The organism is Roseovarius sp. B-10 (genome assembly GCF_056859295.1).
In genome coordinates this window covers 178,799-197,427 of sequence record NZ_JBSXOE010000032.1, presented here as the reverse complement: position 1 = coordinate 197,427, position 18,629 = coordinate 178,799, and the positions used below count along the sequence as shown (strand labels likewise).

18 protein-coding genes are annotated in these 18,629 nt (G+C 68.4%); 6 read left to right on the top strand and 12 right to left on the bottom strand.

Features of this window, described 5'->3' with window-relative positions; all coding sequences use genetic code 11:
- Positions 1-4: 4 nt before the first annotated feature.
- Together AC13D8_RS10040 and AC13D8_RS10035 are read left to right on the top strand one after the other, a co-directional pair.
- Complete coding sequence (locus AC13D8_RS10040) at positions 5-1,342, top strand: sigma-54-dependent transcriptional regulator (RefSeq protein ID WP_482968706.1); 1,338 nt, start codon at positions 5-7, stop codon at positions 1,340-1,342.
- 399 nt (positions 1,343-1,741) lie between these two features.
- Positions 1,742-4,417, top strand: coding sequence for an Rne/Rng family ribonuclease (locus tag AC13D8_RS10035; RefSeq protein WP_482968705.1), 2,676 nt, complete (start codon positions 1,742-1,744; stop codon positions 4,415-4,417).
- A 44-nt stretch (positions 4,418-4,461) separates the two neighbouring features.
- Here the strand turns inward: AC13D8_RS10035 and AC13D8_RS10030 are convergent, their stop codons facing one another.
- Positions 4,462-4,692 carry a sulfurtransferase TusA family protein gene (locus AC13D8_RS10030; RefSeq protein WP_482968704.1) on the bottom strand — a complete coding sequence of 77 codons (231 nt, stop codon included), beginning with the start codon at positions 4,690-4,692 and terminating at the stop codon, positions 4,462-4,464.
- A gap of 92 nt (positions 4,693-4,784) precedes the next feature.
- On the opposite strand from AC13D8_RS10030, the gene AC13D8_RS10025 reads away from it, so the two are divergent.
- Positions 4,785-5,537 (top strand): cytochrome c biogenesis CcdA family protein, encoded by a 753-nt coding sequence (locus AC13D8_RS10025; RefSeq protein WP_482968703.1) that lies wholly within the window; start codon positions 4,785-4,787, stop codon positions 5,535-5,537.
- Positions 5,538-5,543: 6 nt separating this feature from the next.
- Here the strand turns inward: AC13D8_RS10025 and dtd are convergent, their stop codons facing one another.
- Positions 5,544-5,981, bottom strand: coding sequence for a D-aminoacyl-tRNA deacylase (dtd, locus tag AC13D8_RS10020; RefSeq protein WP_104018905.1), 438 nt, complete (start codon positions 5,979-5,981; stop codon positions 5,544-5,546).
- 88 nt (positions 5,982-6,069) lie between these two features.
- Between dtd and AC13D8_RS10015 the strand changes: the two genes are divergently transcribed.
- Entirely contained in the window at positions 6,070-6,486 is a 417-nt protein-coding gene (locus AC13D8_RS10015; RefSeq protein ID WP_129434061.1) for an Hsp20/alpha crystallin family protein, read from the top strand.
- A 54-nt stretch (positions 6,487-6,540) separates the two neighbouring features.
- Here the strand turns inward: AC13D8_RS10015 and pth are convergent, their stop codons facing one another.
- Positions 6,541-7,224, bottom strand: coding sequence for an aminoacyl-tRNA hydrolase (pth, locus tag AC13D8_RS10010; protein WP_482968702.1), 684 nt, complete (start codon positions 7,222-7,224; stop codon positions 6,541-6,543).
- A gap of 74 nt (positions 7,225-7,298) precedes the next feature.
- Here pth and AC13D8_RS10005 point away from each other — a divergent pair, with 74 nt between their 5' ends.
- Entirely contained in the window at positions 7,299-7,979 is a 681-nt protein-coding gene (locus tag AC13D8_RS10005) for an FkbM family methyltransferase (RefSeq protein ID WP_482968701.1), read from the top strand.
- 298 nt (positions 7,980-8,277) lie between these two features.
- Here AC13D8_RS10005 and AC13D8_RS10000 read toward each other — a convergent pair whose 3' ends face one another.
- The 6 genes from AC13D8_RS10000 to AC13D8_RS09975 form a co-directional block, all read right to left on the bottom strand.
- A complete protein-coding gene (locus AC13D8_RS10000) occupies positions 8,278-9,702 on the bottom strand; it encodes a protein adenylyltransferase SelO (RefSeq protein WP_482968700.1) in 1,425 nt (474 codons plus the stop codon).
- A 150-nt stretch (positions 9,703-9,852) separates the two neighbouring features.
- The gene (locus AC13D8_RS09995) at positions 9,853-11,022 is read right to left on the bottom strand and encodes a molybdopterin molybdotransferase MoeA (RefSeq protein WP_482968699.1); all 1,170 of its coding nucleotides are present in this window, start codon (positions 11,020-11,022) and stop codon (positions 9,853-9,855) included.
- Positions 11,019-11,495: a cyclic pyranopterin monophosphate synthase MoaC gene (gene moaC / locus AC13D8_RS09990; RefSeq protein WP_482968698.1), complete on the bottom strand. Its 477-nt coding sequence runs from the start codon at positions 11,493-11,495 to the stop codon at positions 11,019-11,021. Before moaC ends, AC13D8_RS09995 begins: the two co-directional genes overlap by 4 nt.
- Positions 11,495-12,310 (bottom strand): indole-3-glycerol phosphate synthase TrpC, encoded by an 816-nt coding sequence (gene trpC, locus AC13D8_RS09985; protein ID WP_482968697.1) that lies wholly within the window; start codon positions 12,308-12,310, stop codon positions 11,495-11,497. The genes moaC and trpC overlap by 1 nt, the downstream gene beginning before the upstream one ends.
- Positions 12,307-13,326 (bottom strand): anthranilate phosphoribosyltransferase, encoded by a 1,020-nt coding sequence (trpD, locus tag AC13D8_RS09980; RefSeq protein WP_482968696.1) that lies wholly within the window; start codon positions 13,324-13,326, stop codon positions 12,307-12,309. Before trpD ends, trpC begins: the two co-directional genes overlap by 4 nt.
- Positions 13,323-13,904: an anthranilate synthase component II gene (locus AC13D8_RS09975; RefSeq protein ID WP_104018914.1), complete on the bottom strand. Its 582-nt coding sequence runs from the start codon at positions 13,902-13,904 to the stop codon at positions 13,323-13,325. The genes trpD and AC13D8_RS09975 overlap by 4 nt, the downstream gene beginning before the upstream one ends.
- A 140-nt stretch (positions 13,905-14,044) precedes the next feature.
- Here AC13D8_RS09975 and AC13D8_RS09970 point away from each other — a divergent pair, with 140 nt between their 5' ends.
- Positions 14,045-15,523, top strand: coding sequence for a divergent polysaccharide deacetylase family protein (locus AC13D8_RS09970; RefSeq protein WP_482968695.1), 1,479 nt, complete (start codon positions 14,045-14,047; stop codon positions 15,521-15,523).
- A gap of 3 nt (positions 15,524-15,526) precedes the next feature.
- Here AC13D8_RS09970 and AC13D8_RS09965 read toward each other — a convergent pair whose 3' ends face one another.
- The 3 genes from AC13D8_RS09965 to trpE form a co-directional block, all read right to left on the bottom strand.
- Complete coding sequence (locus AC13D8_RS09965) at positions 15,527-16,078, bottom strand: pseudouridine synthase (RefSeq protein ID WP_482968694.1); 552 nt, start codon at positions 16,076-16,078, stop codon at positions 15,527-15,529.
- A 39-nt stretch (positions 16,079-16,117) separates the two neighbouring features.
- Complete coding sequence (locus tag AC13D8_RS09960; protein WP_482968693.1) at positions 16,118-16,738, bottom strand: rhodanese-like domain-containing protein; 621 nt, start codon at positions 16,736-16,738, stop codon at positions 16,118-16,120.
- 367 nt (positions 16,739-17,105) lie between these two features.
- Positions 17,106-18,617, bottom strand: coding sequence for an anthranilate synthase component I (gene trpE / locus AC13D8_RS09955; protein WP_482968692.1), 1,512 nt, complete (start codon positions 18,615-18,617; stop codon positions 17,106-17,108).
- Positions 18,618-18,629 lie beyond the last annotated feature (12 nt).

Sequence of the window (18,629 nt, the reverse complement as noted above, 5' to 3'; positions counted from 1 at the left end):
TGCCATGCCATCTGCCATGAAGATTGCCATCGTCGACGACGAACGTGACATGCGCCAGTCCATCAGCCAGTGGCTGGCGCTGTCGGGGTTCGATACGGAAACCTTCGCCAGCGCCGAGGACGCGCTCAAGCAACTCGGCCCCGACTATCCCGGCATCGTGGTGACCGATATCCGGATGCCGGGCATGGACGGGATGCAGTTCCTGCGCCGCCTCATGGGCAGCGACTCGACCCTGCCGGTGATCATGATCACCGGCCACGGCGACGTGCCGATGGCGGTCGAGGCGATGCGCCTTGGTGCCTTTGATTTCCTGGAAAAGCCGTTCAACCCCGACCGCATGACCGAACTCGCCAAGAAAGCCTCGCAGAAACGCCGTCTGGTTCTCGACGCGCGGTCGCTGCGGCGTGACCTCTCGGACGGCAGCACGCTGATGAAGAAGCTCATCGGCACCTCGCCGGCGATGGAGCGGCTGCGCGAGGATATCCTCGACCTCGGGCAGGCCGACGGCCATGTCCTGATCGAGGGCGAGACCGGCACCGGCAAGACGCTGGTGGCGCACGCGCTCCACGCCGCCGGAAACCGCGCGGGGCGCAATTTCGTCACGCTCTCCTGCGCCGCCTTCGAGGAGGGCGCGCTCGCGCGGCGCCTGTTCGGCCCGGTGGAGTCCTGCGACAATCGCTTGCCGGCTGTCGAGGAGGCGCGCGGCGGCACCCTCGTGCTCGAGGATGTCGAGGCGCTGTCCGACACGGTACAGGCGCGGATGCTGACCGCTCTCAACGAGGAGGGCACCCCGCCCGAGACCCGCATCGTCGCCATCTCCAACATGCAGGATGAGGGGCGCACCTGCGAGGATGCGCTGCGCCCCGACCTGTTCTATCGGCTGGCCAGCCTGCGGCTGACGGTGCCGCCGCTGCGCGCGCGCGGCGAGGATATCCTGACGCTGTTCACCCGTTTCGTCGAACAGTTCGCCGAGGATTACGGCTGTGACGCCCCGCAGGTCAGCGCGCAGGAAGCCACGCAACTCCTGCAGGCGCCGTGGCCCGGCAACGTGCGCCAGCTTTTCAATATCGCCGAGCGCGCCGTGCTCCAGTCGCGGCGCGGCACAGGTACGCTCACGTCGCTTCTGATGTCCGATCACGAGGACATGCAGCCGGTGATGACGACCGAGGGCAAGCCGCTCAAGGAATATGTCGAGGCGTTCGAGCGGATGCTCATCGACAACACCATGCGCCGCCACAAGGGCTCGGTGCAGGCGGTAATGGACGAGCTGTGCCTGCCGCGCCGTACCCTCAACGAAAAGATGGCAAAATATGCGCTCAGCCGCGCCGATTACCTCGGCTGAGGGCGCGCACGCATTTTGGCCATTGTGTTTTTGTCACCGGTGGCTTTACTGTGACATGAGGCGATCCCGGTGCGATACCCCGGGTTTTGCCACGAGATTCGCTGTTTCAGGTATCCGTTGGATCGCAATCCCTGCGGCTGAACAGACCGATTGGCCCCCCGCGTGGGGACCGCACGCTCGCCCGTTGCCGTGCCGAATGGCCCGACCGGGCGCTGAATTGGCCCCCGCAGAGGGGTCGGAGTGAAGAACCGCGATGACGCGCGCAACAGGCAAGACACCGATATCGGCAGCGCCCGGCGCCTGCGGCGCTTTTGCGCCCGTCCTCGCCCCTGACAGACACAGACCGCAAGGCGCCGCGCCCCCCGGGCCGGTCGCCACGCGGTCGTGCATACGGAACACATGGCCAAGAAAATGCTTATTGATGCCACCCACGCGGAGGAAACCCGCGTCGTGGTGGTCGACGGAAACAAGGTCGAGGAATTCGATTTTGAGTCTGAAAACAAACGTCAGCTAGCCGGAAACATATATCTCGCTAAGGTCACGCGCGTGGAGCCTTCGCTCCAGGCGGCCTTTGTCGAGTATGGCGGCAACCGGCACGGCTTTCTCGCCTTTTCGGAAATCCACCCAGATTACTACCAGATCCCGGTGGCCGACCGAGAGGCGCTGATGGCTGAGGAAGAGGCGCTCGCCCAGGCCCAGCAGGATGAAGAGGAAAAGCCCAAGCGCGCCTCCCGCTCCCGCTCGCGGTCGCGCCCCAGGGCCAAGACGGAAAAGACCGCGTCGGACGACGCGGTGACCAGCGCAGACATCTCCGGTATGGAAACCATCGACCTCGGCGATGACGAGGACGAAGGCAGCTCGCCGATGGAGCGTGTCGCCGAAACCCCGGTCGAGGAGCCGGACGCGGAGCGGGCCGCGAATACCGCCAAAGGCGAGGACAACGAGACCGCGCCCGAGACGGAGGAGGACACGCCCGACGCGCGTGACACGCGTGACCACTCGACCAACGATGACAGCATCGAATCGGTCGCCGACGAGGATGACAGCGAAGACATCCGCCCCGCGCGCAAGCCGCGCCCGCGCCGCTACAAGATCCAGGAGGTCATCAAGGTCCGCCAGATCATGCTGGTGCAGGTGGTCAAGGAAGAGCGCGGCAACAAGGGCGCGGCGCTGACCACTTACCTCAGCCTCGCCGGGCGTTACTGCGTGCTGATGCCCAACACCGCACGCGGTGGCGGCATCAGCCGAAAGATCACGCTCGCCGCCGACCGCAAGAAGCTCAAGGAAATCGCCGCCGAGATCGACGTGCCCAAGGGCGCGGGCCTCATCATCCGCACGGCGGGGGCCAAGCGCACCAAGGCCGAGATCAAGCGCGATTACGAGTATCTTCAGCGCCTGTGGGAGCAGATCCGCGAGCTGACGCTGCGCTCCATCGCGCCGGCCAAGATCTACGAGGAAGGCGACCTCATCAAACGCTCGATCCGCGACCTCTACAACCGCGAGATCGACGAGGTTCTGGTGGAGGGCGAGCGCGGCTACCGCATCGCCAAGGACTTCATGAAGATGATCATGCCGTCCCACGCCAAGAACGTGAAGCACTACACCGATGCGATGCCGCTCTTCGCGCGCCATCAGGTCGAGAGCTATCTCGCTGGCATGTTCAACCCGGCGGTGCAACTGCCCTCGGGCGGCTATATCGTGATCGGCGTGACCGAGGCGCTCGTCGCCATCGACGTGAACTCGGGCCGCGCCACCAAGAAGGGCTCGATCGAGGAAACCGCGCTCCAGACCAATCTCGAGGCCGCCGACGAGGTTGCCCGCCAGTTGCGCCTGCGCGACCTCGCCGGGCTCATCGTCATCGACTTCATCGACATGGACGAGCGCAAGAACAACGCGGCGGTGGAAAAGCGCTTCAAGGACAAGCTCAAGACCGACCGTGCGCGCATCCAGGTGGGGCGCATCTCGGGCTTCGGTCTGCTGGAGATGAGCCGTCAGCGCCTGCGCCCCGGCATGCTCGAGGCCAGCACGCAACCCTGCCCGCATTGCCACGGCACTGGCCTGATCCGGTCGGATGACAGCATGTCGCTGTCGATCCTGCGCCAGATCGAGGAGGAGGGCGTGCGCCGCCGCTCGCGCGAGGTGCTCGTGCGCGCACCGGTGGGTATCGCCAACTTCCTCATCAACCACAAGCGCGAGCACGTTGCCGGGATCGAGGCGCGCTATGGCCTGTCGGTGCGCATCGAGGGTGACCCGTCGCTGGTCAGCCCCGATTTCACGCTCGAAAAGCTCAAGACCGCCACCCGCACCGTGCGCGAGCCGGACACGGCCTTCGTGTCCGCGGGCGCGGCGCTGATGGACGCCATCGACGACGAGGTCGAGGCTCCTGCCGAGACAGAGGCCGAGGTCGAGGCCGAGAGCACGCCGCCCGATACCGAAGAGACCGAGAAGCCCAAGAAGAAGCGCCGTCGCTCGCGCAGCCGCAAGCGCAAGCCGCGTTCCGGCGACGGGCAGGGCGAAGGGCAGGGCGACAACGGTGCCCCGCAGAACGCGGCGGAGGTCGACACGGTCGACGCACAGGTCGAAACGCAGGCTGACACGCAGGCAGAAACCCCGGCGCAGCCCGCCGAGGAAACCGACGCGCCGGTGGCCGAAAAGCCCAAGAGACGCCGGGCGCCCCGCAAGAAACCCGCGCCGGAACCCGCTGCCGCCGAGGAAAGTGCCGACGCCGACGCACCGCAGCCCGAACCCGAGGCCAAGCCGAAGCGGCGGACCGTGTCGCGCCGCAAGAAGGCCGACGCACCCGCGCCGGAGCCTGCCGCCGAGGAACCCGCACCGGAAGCGGAGCGGACCGGGTCCAAACCCGCGCCCGAGCCGGAGCCGGAACCCGCGGCGGAGCAACCTGCGCCGGAGCCCGTAGCCGAGCAACCGGCGTCGGAGCCCGTGGCGGAGCAACCTGCGTCGGAGCCGGAACCCGTGTCCGAACAGCCTGCGCCGGAACCGGAACCCGCCTCCGAGCAACCGGAGACCGAGGAACAGCCCCGGCCCAAACGCCGCGGCTGGTGGTCCTTCGGCTGATATCCCTCACGCGCCCCGGCCCGGTGTCGGGGCGCGTGGACCGCTCAGCCGGATTTTCTGATGAAATAGGTCTGCACGCCGCCCGCCTCTTCGGTCGAGATCAGTTCGTGCCCGCTCTCGGTGCAGAAATGCGGCACGTCCACGATCGCTGCCGGATCGTCGGCCTGCACGGCGATCACGTCGCCCACGGTCAGCGATTTCAGCCGCTTGCGCAGCTTCAGCACGGGCAGAGGGCAGAGCAGCCCGCGCGCGTCGAGGGTGTGATCCGGCATCATGCCCCGCAGATAGCCGCGCTGTTACAGCCTGTCCACAAGGATGTGACAGACTGCCTGATGACGCGGGCGTTGCGACCGGCTATGTGGGGGTCATGTTCGGAATCGAGATCATCGACGCGGCGCTTCTGCCCGCAATGTTCGTGGCGCTTCTGGCGGGGCTCGTCTCGTTCCTCAGCCCCTGCGTGTTGCCCATCGTGCCGCCCTATCTCGCCTACATGAGCGGGGTGAGCCTCAACGAGTTGTCGCAAGAAGGTCATGCGCGCGCCCGCGCCGTGGTGCCCGCGCTGTTCTTCGTGCTGGGGCTCTCGACGGTTTTCCTGTTCCTGGGTTTCACCGCCTCTGCATTGGGGCGGGCGTTCCTGCAATACCAGGACTGGTTCAATATCATCGCGGGCATCCTTGTGATGGGGTTCGGTGCGCATTTCGTGGGCGTTTACCGCATCGGTTTTCTCGACCGCGAGGCGCGGATCGACGCGGGCGACAGGGGTGGCTCGTCGCTGGGGGCCTATGTGCTGGGGCTGGCCTTTGCCTTTGGCTGGACACCCTGCATCGGCCCGCAACTGGGCGCGATCCTGTCGCTCGCCGCCTCCGAGGCCAACGTGGCCCGCGGCACCACGCTGCTCGCGGTCTATGCCATGGGCCTCGGCGTGCCGTTCCTGCTGGTCGCGGCCTTCCTGCCGCGCCTCACCGGGCTGATGGGGTGGATGAAGCGCCACATGGCGCAGATCGAGCGCGTCATGGGCCTGCTCCTGTGGACCATCGGCCTCCTGATGCTCACCGGCGGGTTCTCGGATTTCTCCTACTGGCTGCTGGAGGTATTCCCGTCGCTCGCCCTTCTGGGTTGACTGGCCTCAGCTCTCCATCCAGATCGTGACGGGGCCATCATTGACGAGGCTCACCCGCATGTCGCCTGCGAATTGCCCGGTCTCCACCGGCACGCCGAGCGCCGCGAGCGACGCCGCGAAATGTTCGTAAAGGCGGCGGCCCTCCTCGGGCGGGGCGGCTGCGGAAAAGCCGGGCCGGTTCCCGCGCGAGGTGTCGGCGGCCAGCGTGAACTGGCTGACCACCAGTGCGCTGCCCCCCACATCCGCAACCGAGCGGTTCATCCGTCCCTCACCGTCGCGAAAGATGCGCAGCTTCACGACCTTGCCCGCCAGCCGTTCGGCGGCGGCTTCGTCATCGCCCTGCATGGCGCAGACGAGGATCAGGAGCCCCCCGTCACAGCGCCCGATCACCGCGTTCTCGACGGTCACTTCCGCCTCGCTCACCCGTTGCAACAGTGCGCGCATCGCCCTCTCCCGACTTGAGGCGGATCAAGGAAATTCCCATCTCCGCAGTGTAATTTCATGACACTGCAACGCAAAGGAGGATGCTGCAATGGTCGAGAAAACCCATGTCGCTGGCTTTTGGCCCCAGCTTTATGAACCGCTGCGAAATTTCGGGGCGCGCGTGGCCGATTGGCTGGCCCCTGCTTCGGATGCCTCGTCGAACGAGGACGCCTATCGCATCACGATGGAACTGCCCGGTGTTGAGGAAAAGGATATCGAGCTGTCGGTGCATGACGGCGCGGTGACCGTCACCGGCGAGAAATCCGCCACCCGCGAGGAGAAGGGCGAGACGTGGTTCTTCTCGGAGAGGCAATATGGCCGCTTCAGCCGGTCGTTCCGGCTGCCACCCGACGCCGATGGCGACAAGGTTGAGGCGGATCTCAAGGATGGCGTGCTCAGCGTCACCATTCCGCGCCGCAACGAGGCCCCGGCAGAGGGCCGCAGGGTCGAGATCCGGCGCGGCTGATCCTTGCGAAAGCCGGGTCCGCGGTAGCACGCATCGACCCGGGGAGGCCGCGGCTTAACGGAACCTGTCGACCAGTTTCTGCAGCGGGCTGCGGTCGTCCTCGGGCGGCTCTTCCGGCTCTTCCGGCTCTTTCTGGGTCGGGGGGGTGGCGGCCTTGGCAGCAGGGTGAGCCGGTGCCATGCGCTGCGCCACGGCGTTCTGGAACCGGTCGGGCTTGCCCTGCGCGAGCCACGGCGCGCCATCGCTGATGCCGCGCATCAGGTCATCGAGCCAACCGGCATCCGCCTTGGCGAAATCCTGCAACACGTAGCCGCTCACCCGGTCCTTGTGGCCGGGATGGCCGATGCCGAGCCGCACGCGCGCATACTCGGCCCCGAGATGCGCGTGGATCGAGCGTAGGCCGTTATGACCCGCATGCCCGCCGCCGCGCTTGACGCGCAGCTTGCCGGGCGCAAGGTCCAGCTCGTCGTGGAACACCACCACATCCCCGGGGCCCAGCTTGTAGAAGCGCGCGGCCTCGGCCACCGACTCGCCCGAGAGGTTCATGAACGTCTCGGGCTTGAGCAGAAGGACCTTCTCGCCGCCCAGCGCGCCCTCGGCCACGCGACCCCGGAACTTCGCCCGCCACGGCCCGAAGCCGTGATCCGCGGCGATGGCGTCCACCGCCATAAAGCCGATATTGTGGCGGTTGCGCGCGTATTTCGCGCCCGGATTGCCAAGGCCCACAAAGAGCTGCATTGCCGTTGCTCCCGTTCTCAGGTGAGGGTGGTGTAGGGTGAGCACGCGGCGGAATCAACGGCAAGGGGCAGGGCATGGCGGAATTCGAGATCGAGGGCCTGCGGCTGGAGGTGCCCGACAGCCATCTCAACGATCGCATCCGGGCCAAGCTCGCCTCGGGTGGCTACGAGGGACACGAGGCGCGCGCGGCGCTGATGCGGCTGCGCGCCGGGCAGCGGGTGCTGGAACTGGGATCGGGGATCGGCTACATCGCCTGCCTCTGCGCGCGGGTGGCCGGGGCCGAGAATGTCACCACGGTCGAGGCCAATCCCGATCTGCTGCCGGTGATCGCGGGCAATCTCGCGCGCAACGGGCTCGACGCGGTCACGGTGCTGCACGGTGCCGTGGGCGGCATGGACGGGGGAGCGGCGCCTCTCGCGTTCGATGCCGCGCGCAGCTTCTGGGCGGGGCACATCGCTGACGAGGCAAGCGCCGCCGAGCGCGTGGTCGAGGTGCCGCATCTGGGGCTGCGTGACCTGATGGCGCGGGTGCGCCCCGGTCTCGTCATCATGGATATCGAGGGGGCCGAGGCGCATCTGTTCGACGCACCCTGGCCCGCGCATGTGCGCAGCGTGATGATGGAGCTGCATCCCGGGCGCTATCCCGACACGGTGATCCAGCGCATCGTCGATTGCATGTCCGCTTCGGGTCTGACCTATGATCCCGGCCCCTCGCGCGGGCGCATCCTGTGCTTTCGCCGGGTGCGGGGGCGGTAGGGGCGTATCCGCGGATATCCGGTTTACTGGGCGTGAATGGCCTGATCCTGCCATTACAAACAACGGTTGAGGAGCCGCGCAGCGCCCGACCGCGGGTGGGCGCTCAAACGGGTGTGGTCTTTGCTTTATGGTGCAAGATACTTTAACGATTGTGCGGGTTTAGGCGTTGCAAAAGCGCCCGCCCGATGGGGCGGTCGGGCGCTGCGCGGCGGCGCGCAAGCGCGCCTCGATTCCGCGCATTGGCACCAGCCTGGGAGGGTCCGCTCCAGGCCATGACCACCACGAAGACCTACGCCGCTCACGTCCCGCAGAACGTGGCGTGCACCACCTCCGACGCCGCCGGTGGGCGCCGCAGATCGGCGGCGCCGGGCTGGTCGTCATAGGGGTGTGACAGCACGCCCATAAGCCGTTCAAATGGGGCAAGATCGCCCCCGACCGCCGCCTCGATCATCTGCTCCACGCGGTGGTTGCGGGGGATGAAAGCCGGGTTGGCGGCGCGCATCACCGCCTCCGGGTCGGCCTCGCGGGCCAGCCGCGCGCGCCAGCGCGCCTCCCACGCATCGAAGACCGCCGGGTCGAGGAACTGGTCGCGCGCGCCACCCTCGATCAGCGCGCGGAATGTGTTGGTGAAATCGGCCCGCCCCTCGGCCATTCGTGCGAGCAGGTCGCCCGCGAGCGCGGCATCCTCCTCCCCGGCCTCGGCGATACCGATCTTGGCGGCAAACACGCGCCGCCACTCGGCCTCGATCCGCTCGGGCATGGCATGTACCAGCGCGGTGAATTCTTCGATGGCCGCGTCCTGATCGGGCATGAGCGGCACCAGCGCGGTGGCGAACTGCGCGATGTTCCACACGATCACATGCGCCTGGTTGTCATAGGCATAGCGGCCATGCGCGTCGATCGAGCTGTAGACCGTCTGCGGGTGGTAGGTATCCATGAAGGCGCAGGGGCCGTAATCTATCGTCTCGCCGGAAATTGACGTGTTGTCGGTGTTCATCACGCCATGGATGAAGCCGATGGACAGCCACTGCGCCACCAGCCGCGCCTGCCGCCGGATGACCTCGGCCAGCAGATGCGCGGGGCTTTCGACCTGTGGGCAGTGCCGCGCCACGGTATAGTCGTAGAGCGCGCGCAGCCCCTCCGCATCGCGCCGCGCCGCGAAATACTGGAACGTGCCCACGCGGATGTGGCTCGACGCCACGCGGGTCAGCACCGCGCCAGGCATGGCGCCGGGATCGCGATAGATCCGCTCGCCCGTCTCAACGGCGGCGAGCGCGCGGGTGGTTGGAACGCCCAGTGCGTGCATTGCCTCGGACACCACGTATTCGCGCAGCACCGGGCCGAGCCAGGCGCGCCCGTCGCCCATGCGCGAATAGGGCGTGGGGCCGGACCCTTTTAGCTGGATGTCTCGGCGTTGCCCGTGACTGTCCACCACCTCGCCCAGCAACAGCGCGCGTCCGTCGCCAAGCTGCGGCGAGAAGCCACCAAACTGGTGCCCCGCATAGACCTGCGCCAGCGGCGTGGCCCCCTCGGGCGCCTCGTTACCCGCGAAGATGCGCGCGAGGGTCTCCCTGTCGCTGCCGCCTTCGATGCCAAGCTCTTCGGCCAGTGGCGCGTTCCATGCAATGAGGCGGGGCTCACGCACCGGCACCGCGTTCTGGCGCGTGTAAAAACGGGGCGGAAGCTGCGCGTAGCTGTTGTCAAACGGAAGCACGAGGGTCATGCGCGGCCTTTCGCGGGTGGTGAGGGCGTCTCTTCGATAGGTAATCGCCCTGCCCGGGAGCGCAAGGCTTGCGTTGGCGCGGCGGCCTTCGGCCTTGATTCCGCGCCGGGACCAGACGGCAACGTCCCCTCCAGGCCAGAACCCGCCATCTCAGAGCGGCAGATACGCCACCAATTCGCCAACCTGCCGCTCCGGGTCATGCGGCGGGCGCACCAGCAGCGCATCGGAATGGGCGAGGATGCTCAGAAGCGAGCTGTCCTGCCGGTCCTCCGCCGCGATCCCGTCCTCCGACAGCCGCGCGCGCATGTAATGCTCGCGCGGGCCATTCTCCGGCAGCGGAGCAGCGAGCGGCGCCGTGCGGCGTGGGGCGGGGGCCGTGCCCAACCCCAGCATCGCGTCGATCATCGGTGCCACGAAGACATGCCCGCAGACCATCGCCGAGACCGGGTTGCCCGGAAGCCCGACCGTCGCCGCCGCGCCCATGCGCCCCGCCATCAGCGGCTTGCCCGGGCGCATCGCGACCTTGTAGAACGCGCGCTCCATCCCCAGTTCCGGCCCGAGCCGCGCGACGAGGTCGTGATCGCCCACCGACGCGCCGCCGATGGTCAGCACCAGGTCGCAGCCCTCTGCCAGCCCCAGCACCGTCTCCAGCGAGGCGCGCGTGTCGCGCGCGATCGGCAAGAGCCGCGCCTTTGCCCCGCGCGCCTCGAGCATGGCCTTGAGGCCAAAGGCGTTGGAGGCGATGATCTGGTCGGGGCTGGGGTCTTCGCCGGGCATCACCAGCTCGTCCCCGGTGGCGATGAGCGCCACGTCCGGGCGGCGGCGCACCGGGACGGACGCCACGTTCATCGACGCCAGCAGCGCGAGGTCGGCGGGGCGCAGGCGGCGCGGGGCGCACATTGCCTGCCCGGCATGGAAATCACAGCCCGCGGCGCGGATGTTGTCGCCCGCGCCGATGCCGTCGCCCAGCGTGATGGCCGCCCCCTCGCGCGTCACGTCCTCCTGCATGATCACGCGCGTCGCGCCCTCGGGCACTGGCGCGCCGGTGAAAATGCGCACCGCCTCGCCCGTCCCCACCGTGCCGCCAAAACCGTGCCCCGCCGCCGCCTCGCCGATCACGCTCAGCACCGCGCCGGGGGCAGGGGTCTCGGCGATCGCATAGCCATCCATCGCCGAGGCGGAGAAGGGCGGCTGATCGCGGCTCGCCGCCACGTCGCGGGCGAGGATACGCCCCGCCGCTTCCGCGAGCGGCACCTCCTCGACATCGAGAGGTGAGATCAGCGTGAAAAGCCGGTCGAGGGCCTCTGATACGGAGATCATGTCGCCTCGTAACGCCCCGATTTGCCGCCATCCTTGAGAACCACCCGGATGCCGCCGATCTCCATCGCGCGATCCACCGCCTTGGCCATGTCATAGACCGTGAGCGCCGCCACCGAAACGGCGGTGAGCGCCTCCATCTCGACGCCCGTCTGCCCGGTGGTCTTGACCGTGCCCTCGATCCGTATGCCCGGCAGGTCCGGGTCGAGGGTCAGGTCCACCGCCACGCGGGTCACCGGCAGCGGGTGGCAGAGCGGGATCAGGTCGGGCGTCTTCTTGGCGCCCATGATCCCCGCCAGCCGCGCCACCGACAGAACATCGCCCTTCTTCGCCCGGCCTTCGGCAATGATATCAAAGGTTTGCGGGGACATCTTGATGTGACCTTCGGCCACGGCCACCCGCGCGGTCACGTCCTTGTCGGACACGTCCACCATATGCGCCGCGCCGCGCTCGTCGAAATGGGTGAGCCCGGCCATCAGATGCCCCCGGCGGTGAGCGGATTAGCCAGCAGCGCGCGGGTCGCCGCCGCCACGTCATCCGAGCGCATCAGCACCTCGCCGATGAGAAAGGCGCGCGCGCCGTAACGGGCCATCTCGGCGAGGTCGTCGGGCGTGGCCAGCCCGCTCTCGCTGACGATCATGCACTCGGGCGGTACGAATTTCGACAGCTTGCGTGTGGTGTCGAGACTGGTCTCGAAGCTGTGCAGGTTGCGGTTGTTGATGCCGATCATGCGCGAGGCGAGCGCCTCCGCGCGATCAAGCTCTTCGCGGTTGTGCACCTCGATGAGCGCATCCATCCCCCATTCGGTCGCGGCCGCCTCAAGCTCGAGCGCCTGCGCGTCTGACACGCTGGCCATGATGATGAGGATGCAATCGGCGCCCCATGCCCGCGCCTCGGCCACCTGGTAGGGATCGTACATGAAATCCTTGCGCAGCACCGGCAGATCGCACGCCTCGCGGGCTGCGCGCAGATACTCCGGCGCGCCCTGGAAACTCGGCCCATCGGTCAGCACCGACAGGCACGCCGCCCCGCCCTCGGCATAGGCTTCGGCCAGCGCGGCGGGATCGAAATCGGCGCGGATGAGGCCCTTGGAGGGGCTCGCCTTCTTGATCTCGGCGATCAGGCCATAGCCGGTCTTGGACGCTTGCAACACGGCTTCGCCGAACGGGCGCACCGGCGGCGCGGCGCGGGCATCGACCTCGATCTCGTCGAAGGGGCGCTCGGCCTTGGCGGCGGCGATCTCCTCGAGCTTGTAGGCCTTGATCTTTTCGAGAATCGTGGGGGTGGTCATTGGGCCTCCGATGTAGCTTTGGCGAGCGCGGCGAGCCGCATCCGCGCGGCGCCCGAATCGATGCTCTCGGCGGCCATCGTCACGCCCTCGCGCAGATCGTCTGTGCGCCCGGCGACGGTAAGCGCCGCGGCGGCGTTCAACAGCACGGCATCGCGATAGGCCCCCTTTGCCCCGTCGAGCAGCGCCGCGAGCGCGCGGCCGTTTTCCTCGGGTGTGCCGCCGAGGATCGCCTCGAACGGGTGGACAGGCAGGCCGAAATCCTCGGGATGCAGCTCCGCCTCGCGGATGCTGCCATCCTCTTCCAGCGCGGCGAGCCAGGTGATGCCGGTGATGGTCATCTCGTCGGTGCCGTCGCTGCCATGCACGAGCCACGCGCGCTCGGACCCCAACTGCCCCAGCGTCTCGGCCATCGGGCGGATCAGATCGCGCGAGAACGCGCCGGTCAGCTGCCGCTTCACCCCAGCCGGGTTGGTCAGCGGCCCGAGGATATTGAAGATCGTGCGCGTGCCAAGCTCTGCCCGCACGGGGCCGACATGGGCCATCGCCGGGTGGTGCATCGGCGCCATCATGAAGGCGATACCCGCCTCCGCGAGCACTTTTTCCACCGCCTCGGCACCGATCATCACCTTCACGCCCAGCATCCCCAGCGCATCCGCCGCACCCGATTTCGAGCTGAGATTGCGGTTGCCGTGCTTGGCCACCACCACGCCCGCCCCGGCCACGACGAGCGCCGTCGCGGTCGAGATGTTGAGCGTGCCCTTGCCGTCGCCGCCCGTGCCGACGATGTCCATCGCCCCCTCGGGCGCGCGTACCTTGTGACATTTCGCGCGCATCACGGCGGCGGCGGCGGCGTACTCGTCCACCGTCTCGCCGCGGGTGCGCAGCGCCATGAGAATGCCACCGGTCTGCGCCGGCGTCGCCTCGCCCTCGAACAGGATGGTAAAGGCCGCCTCGGCCTCGCCGCGCGTGAGCGCCCGGTCGGCGGCGGCGGCGATGAGCGGGCGGATGTCGCTCATGCCGGCACCTGCATCATGTTGAGAAAATTGCGCAACAGCGCGTGGCCGTGCTGCGAGGCGATGGATTCGGGGTGGAACTGCACGCCGTGGATCGGGTGCGCGCGGTGACGCAGGCCCATGATCGTGCCGTCGGCCAGCTCGGCGGTGACCTCGAGGCAATCGGGCAGGCTGTCGCGCTCGACCACGAGCGAGTGATAGCGCGTCGCGTCAAAAGGCGAGGGCAGCCCCGCGAACACGCTTGTGCCGTTGTGCCGGATTTCACCCATCTTGCCATGCACGATATCGGAATGCCGGATGACGCGCCCGCCAAAGGCCTGCCCGATGGCCTGATGCCCGAGGCACACGCCGAGAAGCGGGATGTTCGCCTCTGCCGCCGCGCGCGTCAGGTCGAGGCAGATGCCCGCCTGATCCGGGTCGCAGGGGCCGGGCGAGAGCAGGATGCCGGCGGGCCGGAGCGCCATCGCCTCGGCCACGTCCATCGCGTCGTTGCGCACGACGCGCGTCTCGGCCCCCAGTTCGCCCACGTAATGCACGAGGTTGTAGGTGAAACTGTCGTAATTGTCGATCAAGAGCAGCATGGCGCCTGTCCTCTGGCAACGGGGCTGTTGGCCTTGGGGCCGGTCGCGGTATACTTGTTCAGGCTTGCGCCGGACCGTCAAGGGGCGCTAGGCCGGAAACAAGGGCGAACGGGCGGAAGAAACAAGGGGCGAGGGCGGCAATGCGCGGTGTTCTGGCGGGAATGATGACAGGCCTTGTCGTGTCTGGCCTTGTGCTTGGCACCGCGTCGGTGGTGGTCGATCTCGCCGACATGGCGGCGCTGCGCAAGCAGGCCCCCGATGCCGGTTCGGTCGAGGTGCCGCCGGGCTCGGGCTTCGACGCGGTGCGCGAGGATCGCGAGACGGCACTGCCGGAGGTCGGGGACGGCCCCGACCCCGCCGCCGCGCCGCGCGTGCCCGAACCGGCCCGCGATGACACGCGCGGCCTGAGCGGGGCCGATACCGCCCCGGCGCCGGCCACGGGCGACGCGACATCGCTCGGCGCGCCGCCCGCCGATGCGCCGGATACGGGCGGCGTCGCGGTCCAGAGCGACAGCCCGGTTCTGCCCAGCCCGCAGGCCCCGGCCCCCGCGCGACCCGAGGACGAGACGCGACTGTCGATCTCGACCGAACCGGCCCAACCCCCAAGCCCCGACCCCGGCGAGAGCGATGCCGGGCTGGCAAGTCCCGACACGCAGCAGGCCCCGGCTGACGCGACCGGCGATGCGGCGACGCAGGCCGCTGACGCGCAGGCGGACGGCACGGCGCCTGCCGACGACAGCGTCGCCGCCATTCCCCCTGACGACGGCGCGCCCGAGACCGCCCCCACCCCGCGCCGGATCGTGCCAGAGAGCGGCGGCGCCCTCACCGGCGACCGCGTGGGGGACGTCAGCACCGACCGTCTGCCGCGCATCGGCGAGACACCGCCCGAAGAGGAAGCGTCCGCAGCCGAGCCAGAGCCAGAGACCGTCCCTGAGGCACAGGGCGCGCTTGCCCGCAATGCCGTCGAGGTCGACGTGCCGCGTGACAAGCCGCTGATGGCCATCGTGCTGATCGACGAGGGGCAGGACGCGCTTGGGCTCGCCGCGCTCGAGGCGTTTCCCTACCCGCTGAGCATCGCCATCCCGGCCAGCCGCGCGGATGCGGCGCAGGCGGCTGCGCGCTATCGCGAGGCCGGGTTCGAGGTGCTGCTCGCCGCCGACCTGCCCGAGGCGGCGACGGCGGCGGATGTTGAAACCGCGATGTCCGCCTGGCTCGACCGCGTGCCGCAGGCGGTCGCGGTGATCGAGGGCGACGGCACCGGCCTTCAGACCTCGCGCGCGGCCAGTGCGCAGCTTGCCCCGATCCTGCTGGAGAGCGGCCACGGCCTCGTGATGCGGCCCAACGGGCTCGACACCGCGCGCAAACTCATCGCGCGCGAGGGCGTGCCTGCGGCGACGCTGTTCCGCGATTTCGACGCAGAGGGGCAGGATGCCGCCGCCGTGCGCCGCTTTCTCGACAACGCCGCGATGCGCGCCACGCAGCAGGATGAAGGCGTCATCATGGTCGGCCGGCTGCGCGCCGACACGATCAGCGCGCTCCTGCTCTGGGGCCTTCAGGATCGTGCGGCGAGCGTGGGCCTCGTGCCGGTCTCGGCGGTGCTGCGGCAGGGCGCGGAATAGCGGCTAGGCCCGCGTCTCGCGCCATTCGCCCGGGGCGAGGCCGTCAAGCGTCCATTCCCCCACCCGCCAGCGCACCAGCCGCAAGGTCGGGTGGCCGACATGGGCGGTCATGCGACGCACCTGCCGGTTGCGCCCCTCGGTGATGGTGATTTCCAGCCAGCGATCGGGCACCGACTTGCGATAACGCACCGGCGGATCGCGGGGCCACAGGTCCGGCGGGTCGATCTGGCGAACCTGCGCGGCCCGCGTCGGTCCGTCCTTGAGCACGACACCCCGCCGCAGCGCGTCAATAGCGGCCGCGTCCGGCACCCCCTCAACCTGCACGAGATACGTTTTTTCCGCCTTGTAACGGGGGCTTGCGATGCGATCCTGAAGCTTTCCATCATCGGTCAGCAACAACAGCCCCTCGCTGTCGCGATCCAGCCGCCCGGCGGGATAGACGCCGGGCAGGTCGATGAAATCCGACAGCGTCGCACGGGGGCTGCCCTCGGTGCCCCGGTCGGTGAATTGCGACAGCACCCCGCAGGGCTTGTTGAACAGGACGAGGCGGGCCATGCCCGCCTCTTGCCCCACAGAGGCGCGCGCCACAAGCGCTCAGTTGGTGGGGCGCAGCCCCTCGCGGATCTTGTAGGTCCAGGGCAGGCCCGCGTTGCGCCAGCCGTTGACGGCGCGCACGCCGGCCTTGTTCTTGTCGCCCTCGAACCCGTCGACGACATTGTAGAGCGTCACGTCGACACCCGCCTCCACCAGCTTGCCGATGGCCGCCGCACTGCGCGAACCCGAGCGGCACATCACCAGCAGCGTGTCGATGCCGCGGGCGGCGTCGCTGGCAAGCCAGGCTTTCATCTCGTCCACGAAGGCGGGGTTGTCGACCATTCCGTACTCGCCCTTGAGCGAGGTTTCCGCGAGGTTCGGATCGACGAATTTCGACGGGATATTGGCCGCCGCCTTCGTCGCGTACCCGATCAGCATGATCTCCGACGGCGTGCGCACGTCGATCAGCGCGACATTGTCCTGCGCCTCCAGCACCCGGCCCGCCTCGGCGGCGGTGATGTAGAGACCGGGGGCGGTGCGCTTGCTTTCCTTGAGGCTGTCGGCGGCGACGGGTTCTTGCAGGTCCAGCGGCGCCGCGGCGAGCCCGAGCGGGGCCAGCGAGAATCCGGCAAGCAGGAGCGCCGCGGCGGCGCGGCGGCAGAGATGGGGAAGGGTAGTCATGGTGTGTCTCCCAATATATTCGATATTCAGAATATATTTTATCCGGCCAGCCCGCTGCCTTGACATGGATCAACCCGGTTCAAGGGTTGCGCGCGATGGCATCCGGCTGCGCTTGGCCTGAAGCGGACTTTCCGGACTTGGCCCACTTGCGCGGAATCAAGGCGCGGAACGCGCCGCCGCGCAGCGCCCGACCGCCCCCTCGGGCGGGCGCTCATCAACGTCGCAAGTAGCGGTGATCATTGAAGTGTCTTGCACCATAAATCGCATAGCACAAACTGAACTGCGCCCACCCGGCGGTCGGGCGCTGCGCGGCCACCCAAGCCTTACGCTGAACGACCGCTTTATGCCACCCGCGCCCAACGCGCCTTCACCCGTTGCCTTCGCCCGAGAATCGCGCCGCGTCCGCCGCCGCGCGGCGGATGGCGTTGGATTTGTGGACCGTCTCCATGTACTCGGCCTCGGGGTCGCTGTCGAACACGACGCCGCCGCCCGCCTGTATGTAGAGGTCGCGGTCCTTCACCACCGCCGTGCGCAGCGCGATGCACACATCCATGTCGCCGCCCGCGCTGAAATAGCCGACGCCGCCGCCATAGACACCGCGCTTTTCCGGCTCCAGCTCGTCGATGATCTCCATCGCGCGCACCTTGGGCGCCCCCGAGACGGTGCCCGCGGGCAGCCCCGCGAGCAGCGCCGAGAGCGCGTCCTCCCCCTCGGCCAGCTCTCCCACCACGTTCGAGACGATGTGCATGACGTGGGAATACCGCTCGATGACGAGTTTCTCGGTCGGCCGCACCGTGCCGATTTTCGACACGCGCCCCGCGTCGTTGCGGCCCAGATCGAGCAGCATCAGGTGCTCGGCCAGTTCCTTGCCGTCGGCCAGCAGGTCCGCCTCCAGCGCGCGATCCTCCTCCGGCGTGGCGCCGCGCGGACGGGTACCCGCGATCGGGCGGATCGTTACCTCGCCCTCCATCACCCGCACCAGGATCTCGGGGCTGGCACCGATTACCTGGAAGCCGCCGAAATCGAAATGGAACATGAACGGCGACGGGTTGGTGCGCCTCAGCGAACGATAGAGCGCAAAGGGTGGCAAGGTGAACGGCTGCGTCCAGCGCTGTGACGGCACCACCTGGAAAATGTCGCCTGCGCGGATGTATTCCTTGGCTTTCTCGACCGCCGCCATATAGCCCGACTTGGTGAAATTCGACACCGGCGCGGCATCCTCCTGCGCCTCGCCCAGCGTGCGGCTGGCCTGCGGCAGGCCGCGGTCGAGGTCGCGCACCGCGTCCATCACCCGCTCGGCGGCCTGGGCATAGGCCGCGCGCGCCGATTGACCGGCCTCTGCCCATGCAGGGGCCACGACGATCACCTCGCCCTTGACCCCGTCGAGCACCGCCACCACCGAGGGGCGCAGCATCACCGCGTCGGGCAGGCCCAGCGTGTCGGGCGGCGTGTCGGGTAGATGCTCGACCAGCCGGATCATGTCATACCCGAGGTAGCCGAACAGCCCCGCGCTCGCCGCCGGCAGGTCGTCGGGCAGGGCGATGCGGCTCTCGGCGATAAGCGCACGAAGGTTTGAGAGCGGGTCGCCCTCCTGCTCTTCAAAGGCGTCGGCGTCGAACCGGGCAGCGCGGTTGATACGGCTCGTGTTCCCGTGGCACTGCCAGATCACGTCGGGCTTCATGCCGATGATGGAATAGCGCCCGCGCACTTCGCCGCCGGTGACGGATTCCAGCAGAAAGGCGTCGCGCGCCGCCCCCGTCAGCTTGAGCATCAGCGACACCGGCGTGTCGAGATCGGCAGCAAGGCGCGTGTACACGATCTGGTTCTCGCCCGCCCCGTGGGCGCGGGCAAAGCTCTCGAAATCCGGCGTCAGGTTCACGTGCGTGCGCCC